Origin of the sequence: Actinomadura latina NBRC 106108 (assembly GCF_001552195.1) — a bacterium.
In the GTDB taxonomy this organism is placed as follows: Bacteria; Actinomycetota; Actinomycetes; order Streptosporangiales; family Streptosporangiaceae; genus Spirillospora; species Spirillospora latina.
In genome coordinates, this window is sequence record NZ_BCQS01000035.1 from 68,145 (window position 1) to 83,446 (window position 15,302).

The 15,302-nt window shown below is 73.8% G+C and carries 13 protein-coding genes; 7 read left to right on the plus strand and 6 right to left on the minus strand.

Annotated elements, in window-relative coordinates; translation table 11 throughout:
• Nucleotides 1-38 precede the first annotated feature (38 nt).
• On the minus strand, nucleotides 39-668 hold the full coding sequence (locus AL2_RS31565) for a TetR/AcrR family transcriptional regulator (protein ID WP_067640133.1): 630 nt from the start codon (nucleotides 666-668) through the stop codon (nucleotides 39-41).
• A 97-nt stretch (nucleotides 669-765) separates the two neighbouring features.
• On the opposite strand from AL2_RS31565, the gene AL2_RS31570 reads away from it, so the two are divergent.
• Nucleotides 766-1,764, plus strand: a complete 999-nt coding sequence (locus AL2_RS31570; RefSeq protein ID WP_376741329.1) for an RNA polymerase sigma factor — start codon at nucleotides 766-768, stop codon at nucleotides 1,762-1,764.
• Nucleotides 1,765-1,872: 108 nt separating this feature from the next.
• Here AL2_RS31570 and AL2_RS31575 read toward each other — a convergent pair whose 3' ends face one another.
• From AL2_RS31575 to AL2_RS31585, 3 genes are all read right to left on the minus strand, one after another.
• Entirely contained in the window at nucleotides 1,873-2,805 is a 933-nt protein-coding gene (locus tag AL2_RS31575; protein ID WP_067640137.1) for a threonine/serine dehydratase, read from the minus strand.
• A gap of 89 nt (nucleotides 2,806-2,894) precedes the next feature.
• Entirely contained in the window at nucleotides 2,895-4,124 is a 1,230-nt protein-coding gene (locus tag AL2_RS31580; RefSeq protein ID WP_439951378.1) for an RNA polymerase sigma factor, read from the minus strand.
• Nucleotides 4,125-4,232: 108 nt separating this feature from the next.
• Nucleotides 4,233-4,583, minus strand: a complete 351-nt coding sequence (locus tag AL2_RS31585) for a YciI family protein (protein WP_067640141.1) — start codon at nucleotides 4,581-4,583, stop codon at nucleotides 4,233-4,235.
• Between the two features lie 265 nt (nucleotides 4,584-4,848).
• Between AL2_RS31585 and AL2_RS31590 the strand changes: the two genes are divergently transcribed.
• Together AL2_RS31590 and AL2_RS31595 are read left to right on the plus strand one after the other, a co-directional pair.
• Entirely contained in the window at nucleotides 4,849-5,676 is an 828-nt protein-coding gene (locus tag AL2_RS31590; protein WP_218003733.1) for an SAM-dependent methyltransferase, read from the plus strand.
• Nucleotides 5,673-6,587 carry a Sco1979 family transcriptional regulator gene (locus AL2_RS31595; RefSeq protein ID WP_245667072.1) on the plus strand — a complete coding sequence of 305 codons (915 nt, stop codon included), beginning with the start codon at nucleotides 5,673-5,675 and terminating at the stop codon, nucleotides 6,585-6,587. The genes AL2_RS31590 and AL2_RS31595 overlap by 4 nt, the downstream gene beginning before the upstream one ends.
• 27 nt (nucleotides 6,588-6,614) lie before the next feature.
• On the opposite strand, the gene AL2_RS31600 is transcribed toward AL2_RS31595, so the two are convergent.
• Entirely contained in the window at nucleotides 6,615-7,175 is a 561-nt protein-coding gene (locus tag AL2_RS31600) for a dihydrofolate reductase family protein (protein ID WP_067640145.1), read from the minus strand.
• 257 nt (nucleotides 7,176-7,432) lie between these two features.
• Between AL2_RS31600 and AL2_RS31605 the strand changes: the two genes are divergently transcribed.
• From AL2_RS31605 to AL2_RS31620, 4 genes are read left to right on the plus strand one after another with little or no spacing between them, the layout of a single operon-like run.
• On the plus strand, nucleotides 7,433-10,732 hold the full coding sequence (locus tag AL2_RS31605; RefSeq protein WP_067640147.1) for an ABC transporter permease: 3,300 nt from the start codon (nucleotides 7,433-7,435) through the stop codon (nucleotides 10,730-10,732).
• A complete protein-coding gene (gene cas5, locus AL2_RS31610) occupies nucleotides 10,729-13,311 on the plus strand; it encodes a CRISPR-associated protein Cas5 (protein ID WP_067640149.1) in 2,583 nt (860 codons plus the stop codon). The genes AL2_RS31605 and cas5 overlap by 4 nt, the downstream gene beginning before the upstream one ends.
• Nucleotides 13,311-14,228 (plus strand): ABC transporter ATP-binding protein, encoded by a 918-nt coding sequence (locus AL2_RS31615; protein ID WP_067640151.1) that lies wholly within the window; start codon nucleotides 13,311-13,313, stop codon nucleotides 14,226-14,228. Before cas5 ends, AL2_RS31615 begins: the two co-directional genes overlap by 1 nt.
• Complete coding sequence (locus tag AL2_RS31620) at nucleotides 14,221-14,913, plus strand: ABC transporter ATP-binding protein (RefSeq protein ID WP_067640153.1); 693 nt, start codon at nucleotides 14,221-14,223, stop codon at nucleotides 14,911-14,913. The genes AL2_RS31615 and AL2_RS31620 overlap by 8 nt, the downstream gene beginning before the upstream one ends.
• Here the strand turns inward: AL2_RS31620 and AL2_RS31625 are convergent.
• The gene (locus tag AL2_RS31625; protein WP_067640155.1) at nucleotides 14,910-15,230 is read right to left on the minus strand and encodes a hypothetical protein; all 321 of its coding nucleotides are present in this window, start codon (nucleotides 15,228-15,230) and stop codon (nucleotides 14,910-14,912) included. The two genes, AL2_RS31620 and AL2_RS31625, sit on opposite strands and share 4 nt — an antisense overlap.
• Between the last annotated feature and the right edge of the window lie 72 nt (nucleotides 15,231-15,302).

Consider the following 15,302-nt stretch of genomic DNA (forward strand, 5'->3'; position numbering starts at 1 on the left):
CCAGCGGCGGGGCCGCGCGAGCAGCCGGGCATCGAGCGTCAGGACGTGGGGCGGACCGCGTAGTGGGCCAAGGACGGAGCCAGTAGGTCGAAGGCCGTCCGTGCCGACCTGGTCAGGGCGGCGGCTATCTCTTCGTTCGGTTCGTCGTCCATGGTGCGGCGCAGGGTCTCCTGGAACAGGACGCGGTGGACGGCGCCCAGCTGGGCGGCGACCAGGCGGGGGAGCGGGTCGTCCGGGTGGGCGGCGGTCTCCCTGGCGAGGACGGCGGCCAGGGCGTCCTCGCGCTCCTCGTGCAACTCGCGGAGCCGGGAGACCAGCGCCGGGCTCGCGGTGATCATGCGGGCGAAGTCGGGGCCGGTGAAGCCGACGACCGGATCGTGCCGGCCGGCGGCGTCCAGGAAGGCGCGGCGCAGCGCGGTCAGCGCCGACTCGCCGGGCGCCCGCGCGGCGACCGTGCGGGCCGGGAGGCCGGTGAACTCCTCGTGCAGGTCGAGTGCGAGGTCCTCCTTGCGCGGGAAGTAGTTGGTCACGGTCATCTTCGCGACCTGCGCCGCCGCCGCGACGTCGGCGATGGTCACCCGGTCGAAGCCGTGCCGCAGGAAGAGGCGCGCCGCCTGGTCCGAGATGGTCTGCCTCGTCTGCCGCTTCTTCATCTCCCGCAGGCCCATGCCACCACCCTCGCACAGGTCGACCTAAGTTTGTACTCAGCCTATAAATAGGATGGTTCTAAGTTTATGTCGCGAGGCGGGCGGGTACCGAGACCGGGTGAGCCGTTCCCTCCCGGCAGGACGAGCAAAGGACACCGCCCTGAACGCCAGCCGCACGCCGAGCGCGTCCTCTCGCGCCACCGTGAACCTCGTCGACCCGATGAAGGACTACCTGTCCCGCATCGGGCGCACCGCGCTGCTCACCGCCGAGCAGGAGGTCGACCTGGCCAAGCGCATCGAGGCCGGCCTGTTCGCCCGTGAACGCCTCGAAACCCTCGGCGACGACCTCAGCCTCCAGGACAAGGAAGACCTGGCGTGGATCGCCGCCGACGGCGCGCGTGCGAAGCAGCACATGGTCGAGGCCAACCTGCGCCTCGTCGTCTCGCTCGCCAAGCGCTACATGGGCCACGGCCTGGCGCTGAACGACCTCGTCCAGGAGGGCAATCTCGGGCTGATCCGCGCCGTGGAGAAGTTCGAGTACCGCCGGGGCCTGAAGTTCTCCACCTACGCCGTCTGGTGGATCAAGCAGGCGATCAGCCGCGCGCTCGCCGACCAGAGCCGCACCATCCGCATCCCCGTGCACGTCGTCGAGGTGCTCAACCGGATGACGCGCGTCCGGCGGCGGATGATGCAGGACCTCGGCCGCGAGCCCACCTCCCGTGAACTGGCCGTCGAGCTGGACGTCACGGCGGAGAAGGTCGAGTGGCTGCGCCGGCAGGCCCGCGAGCCGCTGTCGCTGCACACCCCGCTCGGCGAGGACGGCGACGGCGAGCTCGGCGACGTCATCGAGGACCCGGACGGCGGGGACCTCGCGGACGTCGTCGCGTCCTCGATGCTGCGCGGCAAGCTCGACGCCGTCCTGGAGACGCTCACCGAACGCGAGGCCGGGGTGATCTCGATGCGGTTCGGGCTGGCCGGCGGCGAGCCGAAGACCCTCGAAGAGGTCGGCAAGGTCTACGGGGTGACGCGCGAGCGCATCCGGCAGATCGAGTCCAAGGGCATGCACAAGCTGCGCCATCCGTCCCGGCGCGAGACCCTCGCCGACCTGCTCAGCTGACGTCTCCTCAGCCCGCGGTCCGGTTCCGTGGTGAACCGGGCCGTTGGATTCTCGCGTAATGGGATGACAGAGCGGCACACCAGTGACTGTCGGTGGGTCTCGTCGGTGTCAGGCCAGGTCGGAAGGGTCGGTGTTGGCGCCGCAGAGCACGACCACCACGCGTTCGCCCGGGGACGGGCGGTAGGCGCCGGTGCGGAGGGCGGCGAGCGCGGCGGCGGCACCGTGCTCGACGGCCAGCCGGTACTCGGCCCAGAGATGCCGGCGGGCCTCGATGATCGCCTCGTCGGGGACGAGGACGGGCCGCACGCCGGTGCGGGACGCGACCGAGAACGCGATGTCGCCGAGCCGCGTCGCGCCGAGCGAGTCGGCGGCGACCCCGGAGACGTCCACGTCCACGGGACGTCCGGCGTGGAGGGCGCGTTCCATGGTCGGGATGGTCTCGGGCTCGACGCCGACGACGCGCGCCCGCCCTTCGAGGGCCGCGGCGACGCCCGCCATCAGCCCGCCGCCGCCGACCGCGATCAGGACGGTGTCGGCCTCCCCGCCGGTCTGCTCCAGGATCTCCAGACCGAGCGTTCCCTGCCCGGCGCAGACCTCCGGCAGGTCGTAGGCGTGGCAGAGCAGCGCCCCCGTGTCGGCGGCGCGCTTGGTGGCGGCGTCCTGCGCCTCGGCGTACCGCGTCCCGACCTGGACGACGGTGGCGCCGAGCGCGTGCAGCCGGGCGACCTTCACCGGGGGCGCCGTCTCCGGGACGAACACCTCGGCGGGCACGCCCGTCTCCGCCGCCGCGTACGCGAACGCGAGGCCCGCGTTGCCGCCGGAGGCCGCGACGACGCCGACGGCCGGGAGCCGCCCCTCGTCCCGCGCGGCGAGGATGTGGTTGAACGCGCCCCGCGCCTTGAACGACCCGGTGTGCTGGGTGAGTTCGAGCTTCAGCCGCATCCGCCCGGCCGGTCCCGGTCCGGCCTCCAGCATCGGCGTGCGCCGGACCCGCCCCGCCACCCGCCGCGCCGCGACCTCAACGTCCGAATGATCGATCACGGGCACTCCCTCCGCGAATTCCCTTGAGTAGCGAAACATACTTTGGGTCATGACCAATCCCGGGCCGCCATCGGCGTCACGGGTCAGGGTCACGGGCCGGCGAGGGCGGCGGCTCGGGCCAGGAGGACCTTGCGCTCCGGGGCGTTGCGGGTCAGCTCGGCGGCGCGCTCGAACTGGGTCCGGGCCTCGTCCAGCCGGCCGAGGCGCTCCAGGAGGTCGCCGCGGACGCTCGGCAGCAGGTGGTAGCCGCGCAGGGACGGCTCGTCCACCAGCGCGTCGGCGAGTTCGAGGCCCTGCTCCGGGCCGTGCGCCATGCCGACCGCGACCGCGCGGTTCAGTTCGACGACGGGCGACGGGGCGATGCTCGCGAGGATCTCGTAGAGGGACGAGATCTGCGCCCAGTCGGTGTCCTCGGCGGCGAGGGCCTGCGCGTGGGTGGCGGCGATGGCCGCCTGCAGGACGTACGGTCCGGGCGGCTCGCCGATGCCTTTCGCGCGCAGCAGGGAGGCGAATCCCCGGTGGATGAGGAGCCGGTCCCAGCGGCCCCGGTCCTGCTCCAAGAGCGGGATGGGTTCGCCGGACGGGCCGGTGCGCGCGCGTGTCCGGGACGCCTGGATCTCCATCAGCGCGGCGAGCCCGTGCACCTCGGGTTCGCCGGGCGCGAGTTGGGCGAGGATGCGGCCGAGGCGCAGCGCCTCCTGGCACAGGTCCGTCCGCACCCAGTCGTCGCCGGCGGTCGCGGCGTACCCCTCGTTGAAGATGAGGTAGACGACCTCCAGGACGGACGACAGCCGCGCCGCCCGGTCCGGTCCCGCGGGGACCTCGAACGGCACACCGGCGTCGGACAGGGCCCGTTTCGCCCGGACGATCCGCTGCGCGACGGTGGGCTCGGAGACGAGGAACGCCCGCGCGATCTCCTCGGTGGTGAGCCCGCCGAGCATGCGCAGCGTCAGCGCGACCCGCGCCTGCACGGCCAGCACCGGGTGGCAGGCCGTGAAGATCAGCCGCAGGACGTCGTCCTCGATGTGCTCGTCGTCCGGGACGTCGAGTTCCGGCGGCGCCTGCCCTTCCAGGTCGCGGCCGATCTCCTCCAGTTTGTGCTCAAGGCGTTGCCGGCGGCGGATGCGGTCGATGGCGCGGCGCTTGCCGACGGCCATGAGCCAGGCGCCCGGGTTGTCCGGGACGCCTGACTCCGGCCACTGTTCGAGCGCGGCGACCAGCGCGTCCTGCGCGATTTCCTCGGCGAGCCCGATGTCGTGCACCATGCGGGCCAGCCCGGCGATGATGCGCGCGGCCTCCAGCCGCCACACCGCGTCGATGCTCGCGTGGACATCGGACCTGGCCGGAGTCGTCACGCTGCCGATGAGAGCACCCGCACCGGCCGCCGCGCAAGCTCAGCGCAAGCGCAGCGCGGACTCAGCGGGGGGTCACTGCCCGGGGAGGTCGTCCGGGCCGAACACCTGCTTGATGACGCCCTCGCCGTCTCCGACGATCGAGTAGAACCGCTTGGACATCTCGACCGCCTCCTCGCGGGTGCGCACCTCGATGAGCGCGAAGCCGACGACGCCCTCCTTGGCCTCGGTGAACGGGCCGTCCGTCACGGTGACCTTGCCGCCGGACGAGGTGATGCGGGTGCCGTAGGGCTCCAGCCCGCCGGTCGCGAGGAGCACCCCCGCCTTGGCGGTCTCCTCGATGAACTTGCCCATCTCCTGCTGCAGCCTCTCGTCCGGCGGGGCGTCGTCGGGGCCGGTGTCCGTCGTCATCATCAGGAACCGCATGGGTGCCTCCTCAATCTTGTGTCCGGGTCATCCCCGGCCTTTGCTCACGCGTCGAAGAAGGGGAGACCGGATCGACATCCCGCCCCGGCCTTTTTCAGATTTCTTCTCGGAACCGCGATCCTGCCAGGTCAGCGCCCGGAAGGCTGGAAACGGCGCCGCCCGTTGCCGCAGATCGCGACAAACTGGGAGGTTCAGGGCAGGTGGGCAAGAGTCCCGACGTCGAGTAACTTCTCCCCGTAGGTAGGTTTCCTACACGTTCAGGAGGATTTCCGTGGGAGAGTCAGCACCGGACGCCGGTGCACGACCCGGACCCGACGTCGACGACACGGTGCCGCAGTCCGCGCGCATCTGGAACTACTGGCTCGGCGGCAAGGACAACTATCCGGTCGACCGCGCCGCGGGCGACCAGTTCGTCTCCGTCTACCCGCGGATCGTGGACGTCGCCCGGCACTCGCGGGCCTTCCTCTCGCGCGCCGTCCGGCACCTCGCGGGCACCGCGGGAATCCGGCAGTTCCTCGACATCGGCACCGGCCTGCCGACCGTCGACAACACCCACGAGGTCGCGCAGCGCGCCGCGCCGGACGCCCGCATCGTGTACGTCGACAACGACCCGCTCGTCCTCTCGCACGCCCGCGCCCTGCTCACCAGCAGGCCGGAGGGCGCCACCAGCTACGTCGACGCCGACCTGCGCGACCCGGACGGCATCCTCGCCGAGGCCGCCCGGACGCTCGACCTCGGCCGTCCCGTCGGGCTGATGCTGCTGAACATCCTCGGGCACGTCGCCGACTACGACGAGGCGCGCTCGATCGTCCGGCACCTGATGGGCGCGCTCCCGGCCGGCAGCCACCTCGTGGTCGCGGACGGCACCGACGTCATCACCGGCGAGGCCTTCCGGACCGCGATCGACCTGTGGAACCAGGCCAGCGACACCCCCTACCACCTGCGCACTCCCGAGCTGATCGGCGGCTACTTCGCGGGGCTGGAGATCCTTGAGCCGGGCGTCGTGCCGGTGTCGCGGTGGCGCGCCGAGCCCGGCCCGTTCGGGGAGCCGGACGAGGTGGACGAGTTCTGCGCCGTCGGGGTGAAGCCGTGACCCTCCGCGGACGCCAGGACGAGCCCGCCCGGGCCGCGCCGGACCGGGCCGCGCCGGACCTGCGGGACGCCGGGCCGACCGTGCTGCGGATGGTGGTGGGCGCCCAGCTGCGCCGGTTCCGGGAGGCCGCCGGGATCTCCACCGAGGCCGCCGGCTACGAGATCCGCGGCTCCCACTCCAAGATCAGCCGGATGGAGCTGGGCCGCGTCGGCTTCAAGGAACGCGACATCGCCGACCTCCTCACGTTCTACGGCGTGACCGGCGCCGACGTCCGGGCGACGCTGCTGGACCTCGCCGAGCATGCCAACACCCCCGGCTGGTGGCAGGCGTACGGCGATGTGGTGCCCGGCTGGTTCGAGCCCTACCTCGGCCTGGAGCAGGGCGCCGACCTCATCCGCGTGTACGAGGTCCAGGACGTCCCGGAGCTGCTCCAGACCCCCGAGTACGCCGAAGCCCTCATCGCCGCCCGCCGGCCCGAGGCGCCCAGGGAGGAGATCGAGCGGCGGGTCGAGCTGCGCATGGCGCGCCGCCGCGTGTTCGAGCGCCCGGAGCCGCTGAAGCTGTGGGCCGTCCTGGACGAGGCGGTGCTGCGCCGCACCGTCGGCGGCCCCGCGACGATGCGCGCGCAGATCGAGCATCTGGTCGAGGCGGCGGCGCGGCCGAACATCACCGTGCAGGTCATCCCGTTCACCTCCGGCGGGCACGCCGCCGAGAGCGGCCCGGTGACGCTGCTGCGGTTCGCCGAGCGCGAGCTGCCCGACGTCGTCTACCTGGAGCAGCTCACCGGCGCCCTCTACCCGGACCGGACGGCCGACATCGCCCGCTACCGCGACGTCCTCAACCGCCTCGGCGTCCAGGCCGAACCGCCGTCCCGCACGGCGGAATTCCTCCGGGGCCTCCTCGGCCGCTGACCTACGCCGCTGACCTACGCGGCGGCCCTACGCGGTGGCCGGGACGTAGGTCGCGACGATCACGCCGGTACGGAACGTCTTCGTGCCGGCGAGTTCGAGCGATGCGGCGAAGCCCTTCCGGGTGAGCAGGTCGTCCGGCCTGCCGGTGCCGACGAAGACCGGGTGGATCCACAGGCGCAGCTCGTCCAGCAGGCCGTGCCGCACCAGCGTGCGCGAAACCGGGCCGAAGCCGTACTGCAGGATGTCCTGTCCGTCCCGCTCCTTCAGCCCGGTGATCGCGGCGACGGCCTCCGCCCGCGGGATCGCCGTCGTGTCGCCCCAGCCCGGCTTCTTCAGGGAGTCGGACACGACGTAGTGCGGCAGGGCGTTCATCCGGACGCCGAAGTCGCCGGTCGCCCTCTCCATCGCCGGCCACGCCCGCGAGAACCCGTCGAACGTCCCGCGCCCCATGAGCAGGGCGCCGCAGGAGAACAGCAGCTCCCGCGCATACGCGGCCGCCTCGTCCTTGAAGTACCGCTCCGTCCAGTTCTGCGGTTTCTCGATGACGCCGTCCAACGACACGTACGTCGAGTTGATGATCTTGCGCATGATCCCCCCGGTGGCTCGGTCCGCCCTGCTCTTCTCGCGTCCCGCGCCCCCGCGCGCCACCCCGTTTGCGAGATCATTACGCTCCCTTGCGCACGACCTCTCCGACCCGCCCGCGCGCGCCGGGACCGGCGGGTGATTTGTCATATATTGCGGAAACGTTGCAGAAAGTTACGGAACGGTAGCGGGCCCTTGTGGTGGACGTCACCGATAATTGATCATGAACGGTTGTGGGGCGACGGGGGCTTGTACTCAGGCGGATGGCCGGCGATCGGACGCTGGTGCTGGCCGCCTGCGCGACCGCGCTGTTCGCCACCACCGTCCTCGCGGCACTGGTCGGCTACACCGGGTCGGTGACCCGCGAAGGGCTGCGGCGCACCCTGGCCGACGCGACGTTCGCCTCGGCCGGGACGACGATCGGCGCGCACGTCCCCGCGAACGGCCTCACCCGGGTGCAGGGCCAGGTCGGCGAGGCCCTCGAGCGCATCTACCGGGACGTGCCGCTGGCGACCTCGATGAGCGTGCGCAGCGACTCCTACACCCTTCCCGGGCAGGAGAAGAGCGACCATCCCGAGCTGACCGCGTTCGAGGCCCGCACCGGCATCGAGAAGCACGCGCGGCTCGCCGAGGGACGCTGGCCCGCCGCGACGTCCGGTGACGTGGAGGCGGTGCTGCCCGCCGCCGCGGCCAAGGCCATCGACGCCGGCGTGGGCGACGTCCTCACGATGCACGGACGCGTCGACAAGAAGTCGGTGGTGAAGGTACGGGTCGTCGGGCTGTTCGACGTCCCCGACCCTGAGCACTACTTCTGGCAGGACGACCGGCTCATCACGACCGGCGTCGAACGGCTCGACTACACGACCTACGGGCCGTTCGTGGTGCCGCCCGAGGTGTTCGCCGCCACGTTCACCGGAACCGGAACCGACGCCCGCTTCACCGTCATGCCCGACCTGCGGGACGTCGGGTCCGGCGACCTCGGCCCGCTCGGCGACCGCGTGACGCACGCGGACGGCACCTTCGAGGACATCGGCGGCGGTGCGCAGTTCACCGTCGTGACGAAGCTCGCCGAGCTGACCCGGCAGCTGAACGGCGCCGTGCTCGTGGCACGGTCCACGATGCTGATCCCGGTGATCCAGCTCGTCCTGCTGGCCGGGTGCGCGTGGCTGCTCGTCGCCCGGCTGCTCGCCGACCACCGGCGCGGCGAGGTCGCGCTGCTGCGCACCCGCGGCATGGGGATGCGGCAGCTCGCGCGGCTCGGCCTCGCCGAGGGCCTGCTGATCGTGCTGCCCGCCGCGGTGCTCGGCCCGCTGCTCGCCCGCCCGCTGCTGCGGCTCGCCGGGCACGCCCCGGCGGTGCGCGCGTCGGGGCTGCGGCTGGACGCCGGGCCCGTCACCCCGCTGTGGATCGTCTCGGTGCTGACGGCGCTGGCGTGCGCGGTCGCGCTGACGGTCCCGACGCTGCGCGGCGCGAACCGCACGTTCGTCGAGGCGCAGGCCGGGATCGGCCGGCAGGGCCGCGGCGGCCTGCGCGGATCCGGCGTCGACCTGGCGCTGCTGATCGTCGCCGGCCTCGCGATCTGGCAGCTCACCCGGTACGGGGCCGACGGCGCGGGCGGCGCAGGGGACGGCACGTCCGGCATCGACCCCTTCATCGTGTCCGGCCCCGCGCTGGCGCTGCTCGCCGGCGGGGTGCTGCTGCTCCGGGTCGTGCCGGGGGCGTCGCGCGTCGCCGAGCGGGTCGCGACGCGGGGACGCGGGCTCGTCCCCGTCCTCGGCACCCGGCAGGTCGGGCGGCGCCAGCTCCGCTACGCCGGTCCCGTCCTGCTGCTGGTCATGGCGATGGCCGTCGGTGTGCTGTCGGTGACGACGATGGCGACCTGGCGGCAGTCGCAGACCGACCAGGCGGACTTCCAGAGCGGCGCCGACCTGCGGCTCACCCCCGCCACCGGCGGGGGCGGCCCGGCGGAGCTCGGCCAGGGCGGGCGGTTCGCGGCGCTGCCCGGCGTCACGGCGGCGACGGCGGTGCTGCGCACGGACGGCGATCTCGGCAACGAGCCCGCGACGCTGCTCGCCGCCGACACCGGGACGCTCGGGCGGGTGCTGCGCGTCCAGCCCGGCCTGCGGCGCGACCTGCGGCTGGACGAGCTGGCCGGGGCCCGTCCCGCCGCCCCGGCGCTGACCGTCCCGGGCGAGCCGAAGCGGCTGCTGTTCGACCTGAAGCTCACCCGCACCGGCCCCACGCCCGGCGGCGACGAGCCGGCGGCCGACGCGGAGTACAGGGTCGCGGTGACCGTCGTGGACGCGCACGGGCTGGCCAGGCGGGTCGAGCTGCCCGGCTTCCGCGCCGACGGCGCCGAGCACACGGTCGCGCTGGACACCGCCGTCCTGGCCGGGCCGGGCGGCGTGCCGTCCTACCCGCTGTCGGTCGAGGGCGTCCACTACGCCTACGACGACAACCCCTACACGGGGCCGCTCGACCTGGAGGTCCTGGACGTGCGCGGCGACGGCACCGGGGACGCCCCGCCGCCCGCCGGCCTCCGCTGGGACGTGTTCGCCTACTCACCGAACCCGGCCGAGCCTCTCGAACCGCACCTGAAGGACGCCAAGGAAACGAAGGGCGCGCTCGCGGAGATCTCGATGCCCGCGACCGCCGACCCGAACCCGAGCCGCGGCGTCTACAGCAGCGCGACCGGCGGCACCGTCCACGCGATCCTCGGCACGTCCGCACCGCCGAAGCACGGGCTCCAGAACACCGACCTGCAGCCGATCGTGCCGGGCGTCATCACCGACGAGATGGCGGAACGCGCCAAGGTCGGCGTCGGCGGCACCGTCACCCTCAGCACCGTGGACGGGGACCAGCCGGTCAAGGTCCTGGGAATCGCTCCCGCGCTGCCGACCGTGCCGCCAGGCCGGCCCGGCGTCCTCGTCGACCTGCCGACGCTCACGCAGAGCCGCCTCGCCGCCGGCGGCGCCGCCGGCGAGAGCATCGAGCCGGGCGAATGGTGGGCGTCGGTGCGCGGCGGGCGCACCGCCCCGGCCGCCGCGGCGCTCGGCGAGCACCCGGCCTGGGGCGAGATCGCCGCCGACCGCGTCAAGGTGCGCGCCGAACTCCGCGACGCCCCGCTCGGCGCGGCGCTCCAGGGCGCGCTCGTCCTCGGCTTCGGCGCCGCGCTCGCCTTCGCCGTCATCGCGTTCGTCGTGAACGCGGCGGTCACGGCGGGCGAGCGGGCCCGGGAGTTCGCGGTGCTGCGGGCCCTCGGCGTCCATCCGCGGCAGGTCGCCGGGATGCTCGCGATCGAACAGGCGTACCTGGTCGCGCTCGGCCTGCTCGGCGGGACGTTCCTCGGCCTCGTCGTGGCGCGGCTCGTCGTCCCGCACGTCGTGCTCAGCGTGCAGGCCGCGGCCCCGTACCCGCCCGCCGAACTCGTCGTCCGGTGGCCGGTGGTGCTGGCCATGCTCGCCGGCGTCGCGGCGGTGCTCGGCCTCGTCCTGCCGCCGGTGATGCGGGTGCTGCGCCGCCGGAACCTCGGTGCCGGGCTGCGCGCGGGGGAGGACCGATGAGACGCTCCGCCCTGCCGGTGGGAGGCTCCGCCGTGCGGCTGGCACGGGCGCAGTGGGCGCCGCTCGTCGCGCTGGCCGTCCTGTCGCTGCTGTCGGCGCTGCTCGCGGTCGCCGTCCCGTCCCGCACCGCCGCCGGGTACGACCGCGCCGCTGCCGCCGCCGTCGGCTCCTCCGCCGACCTCACGGTGGAGGGCAAGGCGGCGGGGAGCACCGCGTGGTCGGCCGTCCCGAGCCGGGCCGCGCTGGAGGCCGGCAGCGTCACCTGGCAGCAGGCGCTGCCGCGCTCGCTGGCGAAGGTCGCCGGCGAACCCGAGGCGTCCGCCCTGACGGAGCAGCTGCCCGTTCCCGGGCGGTTCTCCGCCCCCCGGCGGCTGTACCTGGGCTGGGACCTCGGCGCGTGGAGCCGCATCCGGGTCGTCGCCGGCGACCCGGCGGTCAACCCGGCGTCGGAGACGAGCGGCGACATCCGCGTCATGGTCTCCGCGAAGTACGCCGGGCAGCTCGGCTACAAGGCCGGCGACCGGATGGACCTCGGTGACCTCACCGTCCGGATCTCCGGACTGTACGAGCCGGTGAACGCCGCCGACCCGTTCTGGGCGCCGCGCCCCAGCCTGCTGCACCCGGTGAAGGTGGCGCTCGGCGGCGACGGCGGGCAGGCCGACGCGGGCACCGCGCTCATGGACGCCGGCGGATACTCGCGGGTCGTCCGCGAGAGCGACACGCAGTTCACCTTCAGCTGGCGCTTCCCGGTCCGCGGCGCGGACATCGGCGCGGGCGACGCGGCCGCCCTGGCCGGCGACCTCGACGCGTTCCGCTCCGCCGTCCGGGGACGCACCGGGATCTTCCCGTGCGACGTCGTCTCCGCGCTCGACGACCGGCTGAACGAGTTCGCCGGACGGCTGCACACCGCCCGCTCCGTGCTCGGCCTGGCGCGCGGCGGGCTCGCCGCCGTCGCCGCCGGGGTGCTGCTCCTCGCCGCCGGGCTGCTCGGCGAGCGGCTCCGCCCGGCGCTCGGCACGATGCGGGCGCGCGGCGCGTCGCTGCGGCAGCTCGCCGTCCCCGCCTGCGGGCTGACCGCGCTCGCCGTCGTCCCCGCCGCCCTCCTCGGGTACCTGGCGGGACGGCTGCTGGACGCCGGGCCGCCGCAGCGCTCCTCCGCCTACGCGATCGGCGCGCTGGCCGCGGCCGCGCTCCTGGTGCCCGCCGCCGTGGTGTGGCGGGAACGGGGCGGCGGCCTCGGCTCGGCCACCGAACGCCGCGACGACCTCGTCGCCGCCCGGCCCTCGGTGCGGCGGCTCGTCCTGGACCTCCTGCTGGTCGCGCTGGCCGTGATCGGCGTCGTGCTGCTGCGCGAGCGCGGCGCGTCGGCCGGCACGGACCCGCTGGTCGCCGCCGTCCCCGTGCTGCTCGGCGCGGCGCTCGGCGCCCTCGTCCTGCGCGGCTACCCGTACCTGCTGCGCGCCGCCGGGCCGCTGCTGCGGCGGCGCAGCGGCGCGGTCGCGTTCCTCGGCGTCGCCCGCGCGTCCCGGCAGAACCTCGTGGGAGCGCTGCCGCTCGTCGTGCTGCTGCTGGCGGCCACCGTCGCCGGGTTCGCCGCCACCGCGGACACGGCGCTGCGGGACGGCCAGGTGCGCGCGTCCTGGTCGAAGATCGGCGCCGACGCGCGCATCGAGGCGGGGCCGGTGGACGACGCGGCGTTCGCCCGCGTCCGCGCGCTGCCCGGCGTGACCGGCGCCGTGCGGGCCCGGGTCATCACCGGAGTGTCGACCGCCACCGACCAGGCCCCGATGACCGTGGTCGGCGTGGACCTGGAGGCCTACCGGGAACTGGCGCCCGCCGTGCCGGGCATCCCGTCCGGGTCCGGCGTCCTGCTGTCACCGCTCGCCGCCCGCACGAGGGGCATGGAGCCGCAGACTCTGAGCCGTCCGGGGATGTCCCCGATCCAGGTCGATCCTTCGGGGCAGATTGAGCATTTCCCCGGACAGGACCCGGGCACGGCGTTCGCCGTCGTCCCGTACACGATGGTCGCCGGTGAGAAGGGCTTCCCCTCGCAGGTCTTCGTCACCGGCGACGTGGACGCCGAGGCCCTGCGCGCCGCCGCCGGAAGCGACGTCCAGCTGCGCCGGGACGTCCTGCGGGACCTGACGCGCGGCCCCATGGTGACCGTCGTCCACCAGACGTTCCGGGACGGGGCGCTCATCGGCGGCGTGTTCGGCCTGCTCGCGGTGCTGCTCGTGCTGGTCGTCGGCGCCCGCGCCCGTGGCCGCACCGTCGCCCACCTGCGCGCCCTCGGCCTCAGCCGGCGGCAGAGCAGGGGCCTCGCCCTGGTCGAGATCGCCCCCGTCCTCCTCTGCGCGGTCGGCGCCGGCTGGGTCCTCGGCCTCCTGCTGCCCGAGATCACCGGCCCGGTCGTCGACCTGCGCCCCTACACGGGAGGCTTCGCCGTCACCGCCCACACTCCCGGCCCGGCCGCGCTCCTCGGCCTCATCGGCGCCCTCCTGCTCGCCGCGGCCGCGGCCGTCGCCGTCGACCGCCTCTTCGACACCCGCCCCGGAACCGCCCTGAGAACGGGGGACTGATGCCCGACGCACCCGACCTCGCCGAACTGGAGCGCCGCGCCGCCGAACGCGGACCCGTCTACGGCGAGGGCGCCCACATCGTCTGCGACAACCTCGTCCGCATCTACAAGACGGACGGCGTCGAGGTCGTCGCCCTCCAGGGCCTCGACCTGCTCGTCGACCCGGGCGAACTCGTCGCCATCGTGGGCGCCTCCGGCTCCGGGAAGTCGACGCTCCTCAACATCCTGTCCGGCCTCGACGTCCCCACCGCCGGCGTCGCCCGCGTCGCCGGGTCCGACCTGCTCACCATGACGTCCAAGGAGCGGCTCCGCTTCCGCCGCGAACAGGTCGGGTTCATCTGGCAGCAGACGTCCCGCAACCTCCTCCCGTACCTGACCGCCGCGCAGAACGTCGAGCTGCCCATGCGGTTCGCCGGCCGGTCCCGCCGCGAACGCGCCACCCGCGCCGCCGGACTCCTCGGCATGCTGGACGTCGGCGACTGCGCGGACCGGCGCCCGGACGAGCTGTCCGGCGGCCAGCAGCAGCGCATCGCGATCGCGGTGGCCGTCGCCAACGAGCCCCACGTCGTCCTGGCCGACGAACCCACCGGCGAACTCGACACCGCCACCGCCGCCGGGGTCTTCGCCGCGCTCCGCCGCGTCAACGAGGAACTCGGCACGACCACCGTCGTCGTCACCCACGACGCGCAGGTGTCCGAACGCGTCGACCGCACCGTCGGCATCCGCGACGGCCGCACCAGCGTCGAGGTCCGCCGCGGCGGCGGCACCGCCGAGGAGTACGCCCTCCTCGACCGCGCCGGCCGCGTCCAGCTGCCCGCCGCCTTCACCGCGGCCCTCGACCTGCGCGACCGCGTCCGCCTCGCCCTGGAAAGCGACCACGTCGGCGTCTGGCCCGACCGGGAGGAACCCCGTGACTGACCCGATGGTGGCCGTCCAGGACCTGACCCGCACCTACCGCACCGGCAAGATCGAGGTCCCGGCCCTGCGCGGCGCTTCCTTCACCGTCCTTCCGGGCGAGCTCGTCGCGATCAAGGGCCGCTCGGGCTCCGGCAAGACGACCCTCCTCAACCTGATCGGCGGCCTCGACACCCCCGACGGCGGCACCGTCCACGTGGCCGGCCGCGAGGTGGGCACGCTCCCGGAGAACGACCTCCTGGCCCTGCGCCGCGACCACATCGGCTACGTCTTCCAATCCCACGGCCTGATCCCGGTGCTGTCGGCCGCCGAGAACATCGAGGTCCCCCTGCGCCTGGTCCGCACGAACCCGGCCGAGCGCGACGAACGGGTACGCGTCCTGCTCTCCCTGGTGGGCCTGGCAGAACACGCGGCCCAACGTCCCTACGAACTCTCCGGCGGCCAGCGCCAGCGCGTGGCGATAGCCAGAGCCCTGGCCAACCGCCCGAGGCTCCTCCTGGCCGACGAACCCACCGGCCAGCTCGACTCCGAGACGGCCGCCGCGATCATGCCTCTCCTGCGCGCGGTGGTGGCCAGCGAAGGCGTGACGGTCCTGGTGGCCACCCACGACCAGGCGCTCCTTTCGGAGGCCGACCGGGTCCTGCGCCTGGAAGACGGCGCCATAACCGAATCCGCCGTCCCCGCCTAACGCCGATGCACGGCGGACCCCTTGACCAAGGAGGCTGGGGGGGAATCGTGATCAGTGCGCCGATGAGGTAGCGCGCGCAGGTCGTCCGGGGCGGTCTCCGTGTCCTGGGAGTCTCCGTTCATGGCGACCTCGGTCACCCGGCCGCGCCAGATGGTGCCGGTGACTCGGTCACCCTCGTCCATGTCGCCCAAGACGGGGCCGGTGTCGGTGTAGGCCGTCTCCCATTCGGTGCCGTGCGCGTCCGTCAGGATCGCGCGGTCCAGCTCGCCCCTCTTGTACGTCAGGTGGAGTTCGGACACCGTGAACTGCTGCGTCATTATCCAATTTAAGCGATCTTGGTCAGGGGCGGCTGACGCGGCGGCACTGGCAGGTTCCGGTCGGTTGGCGGG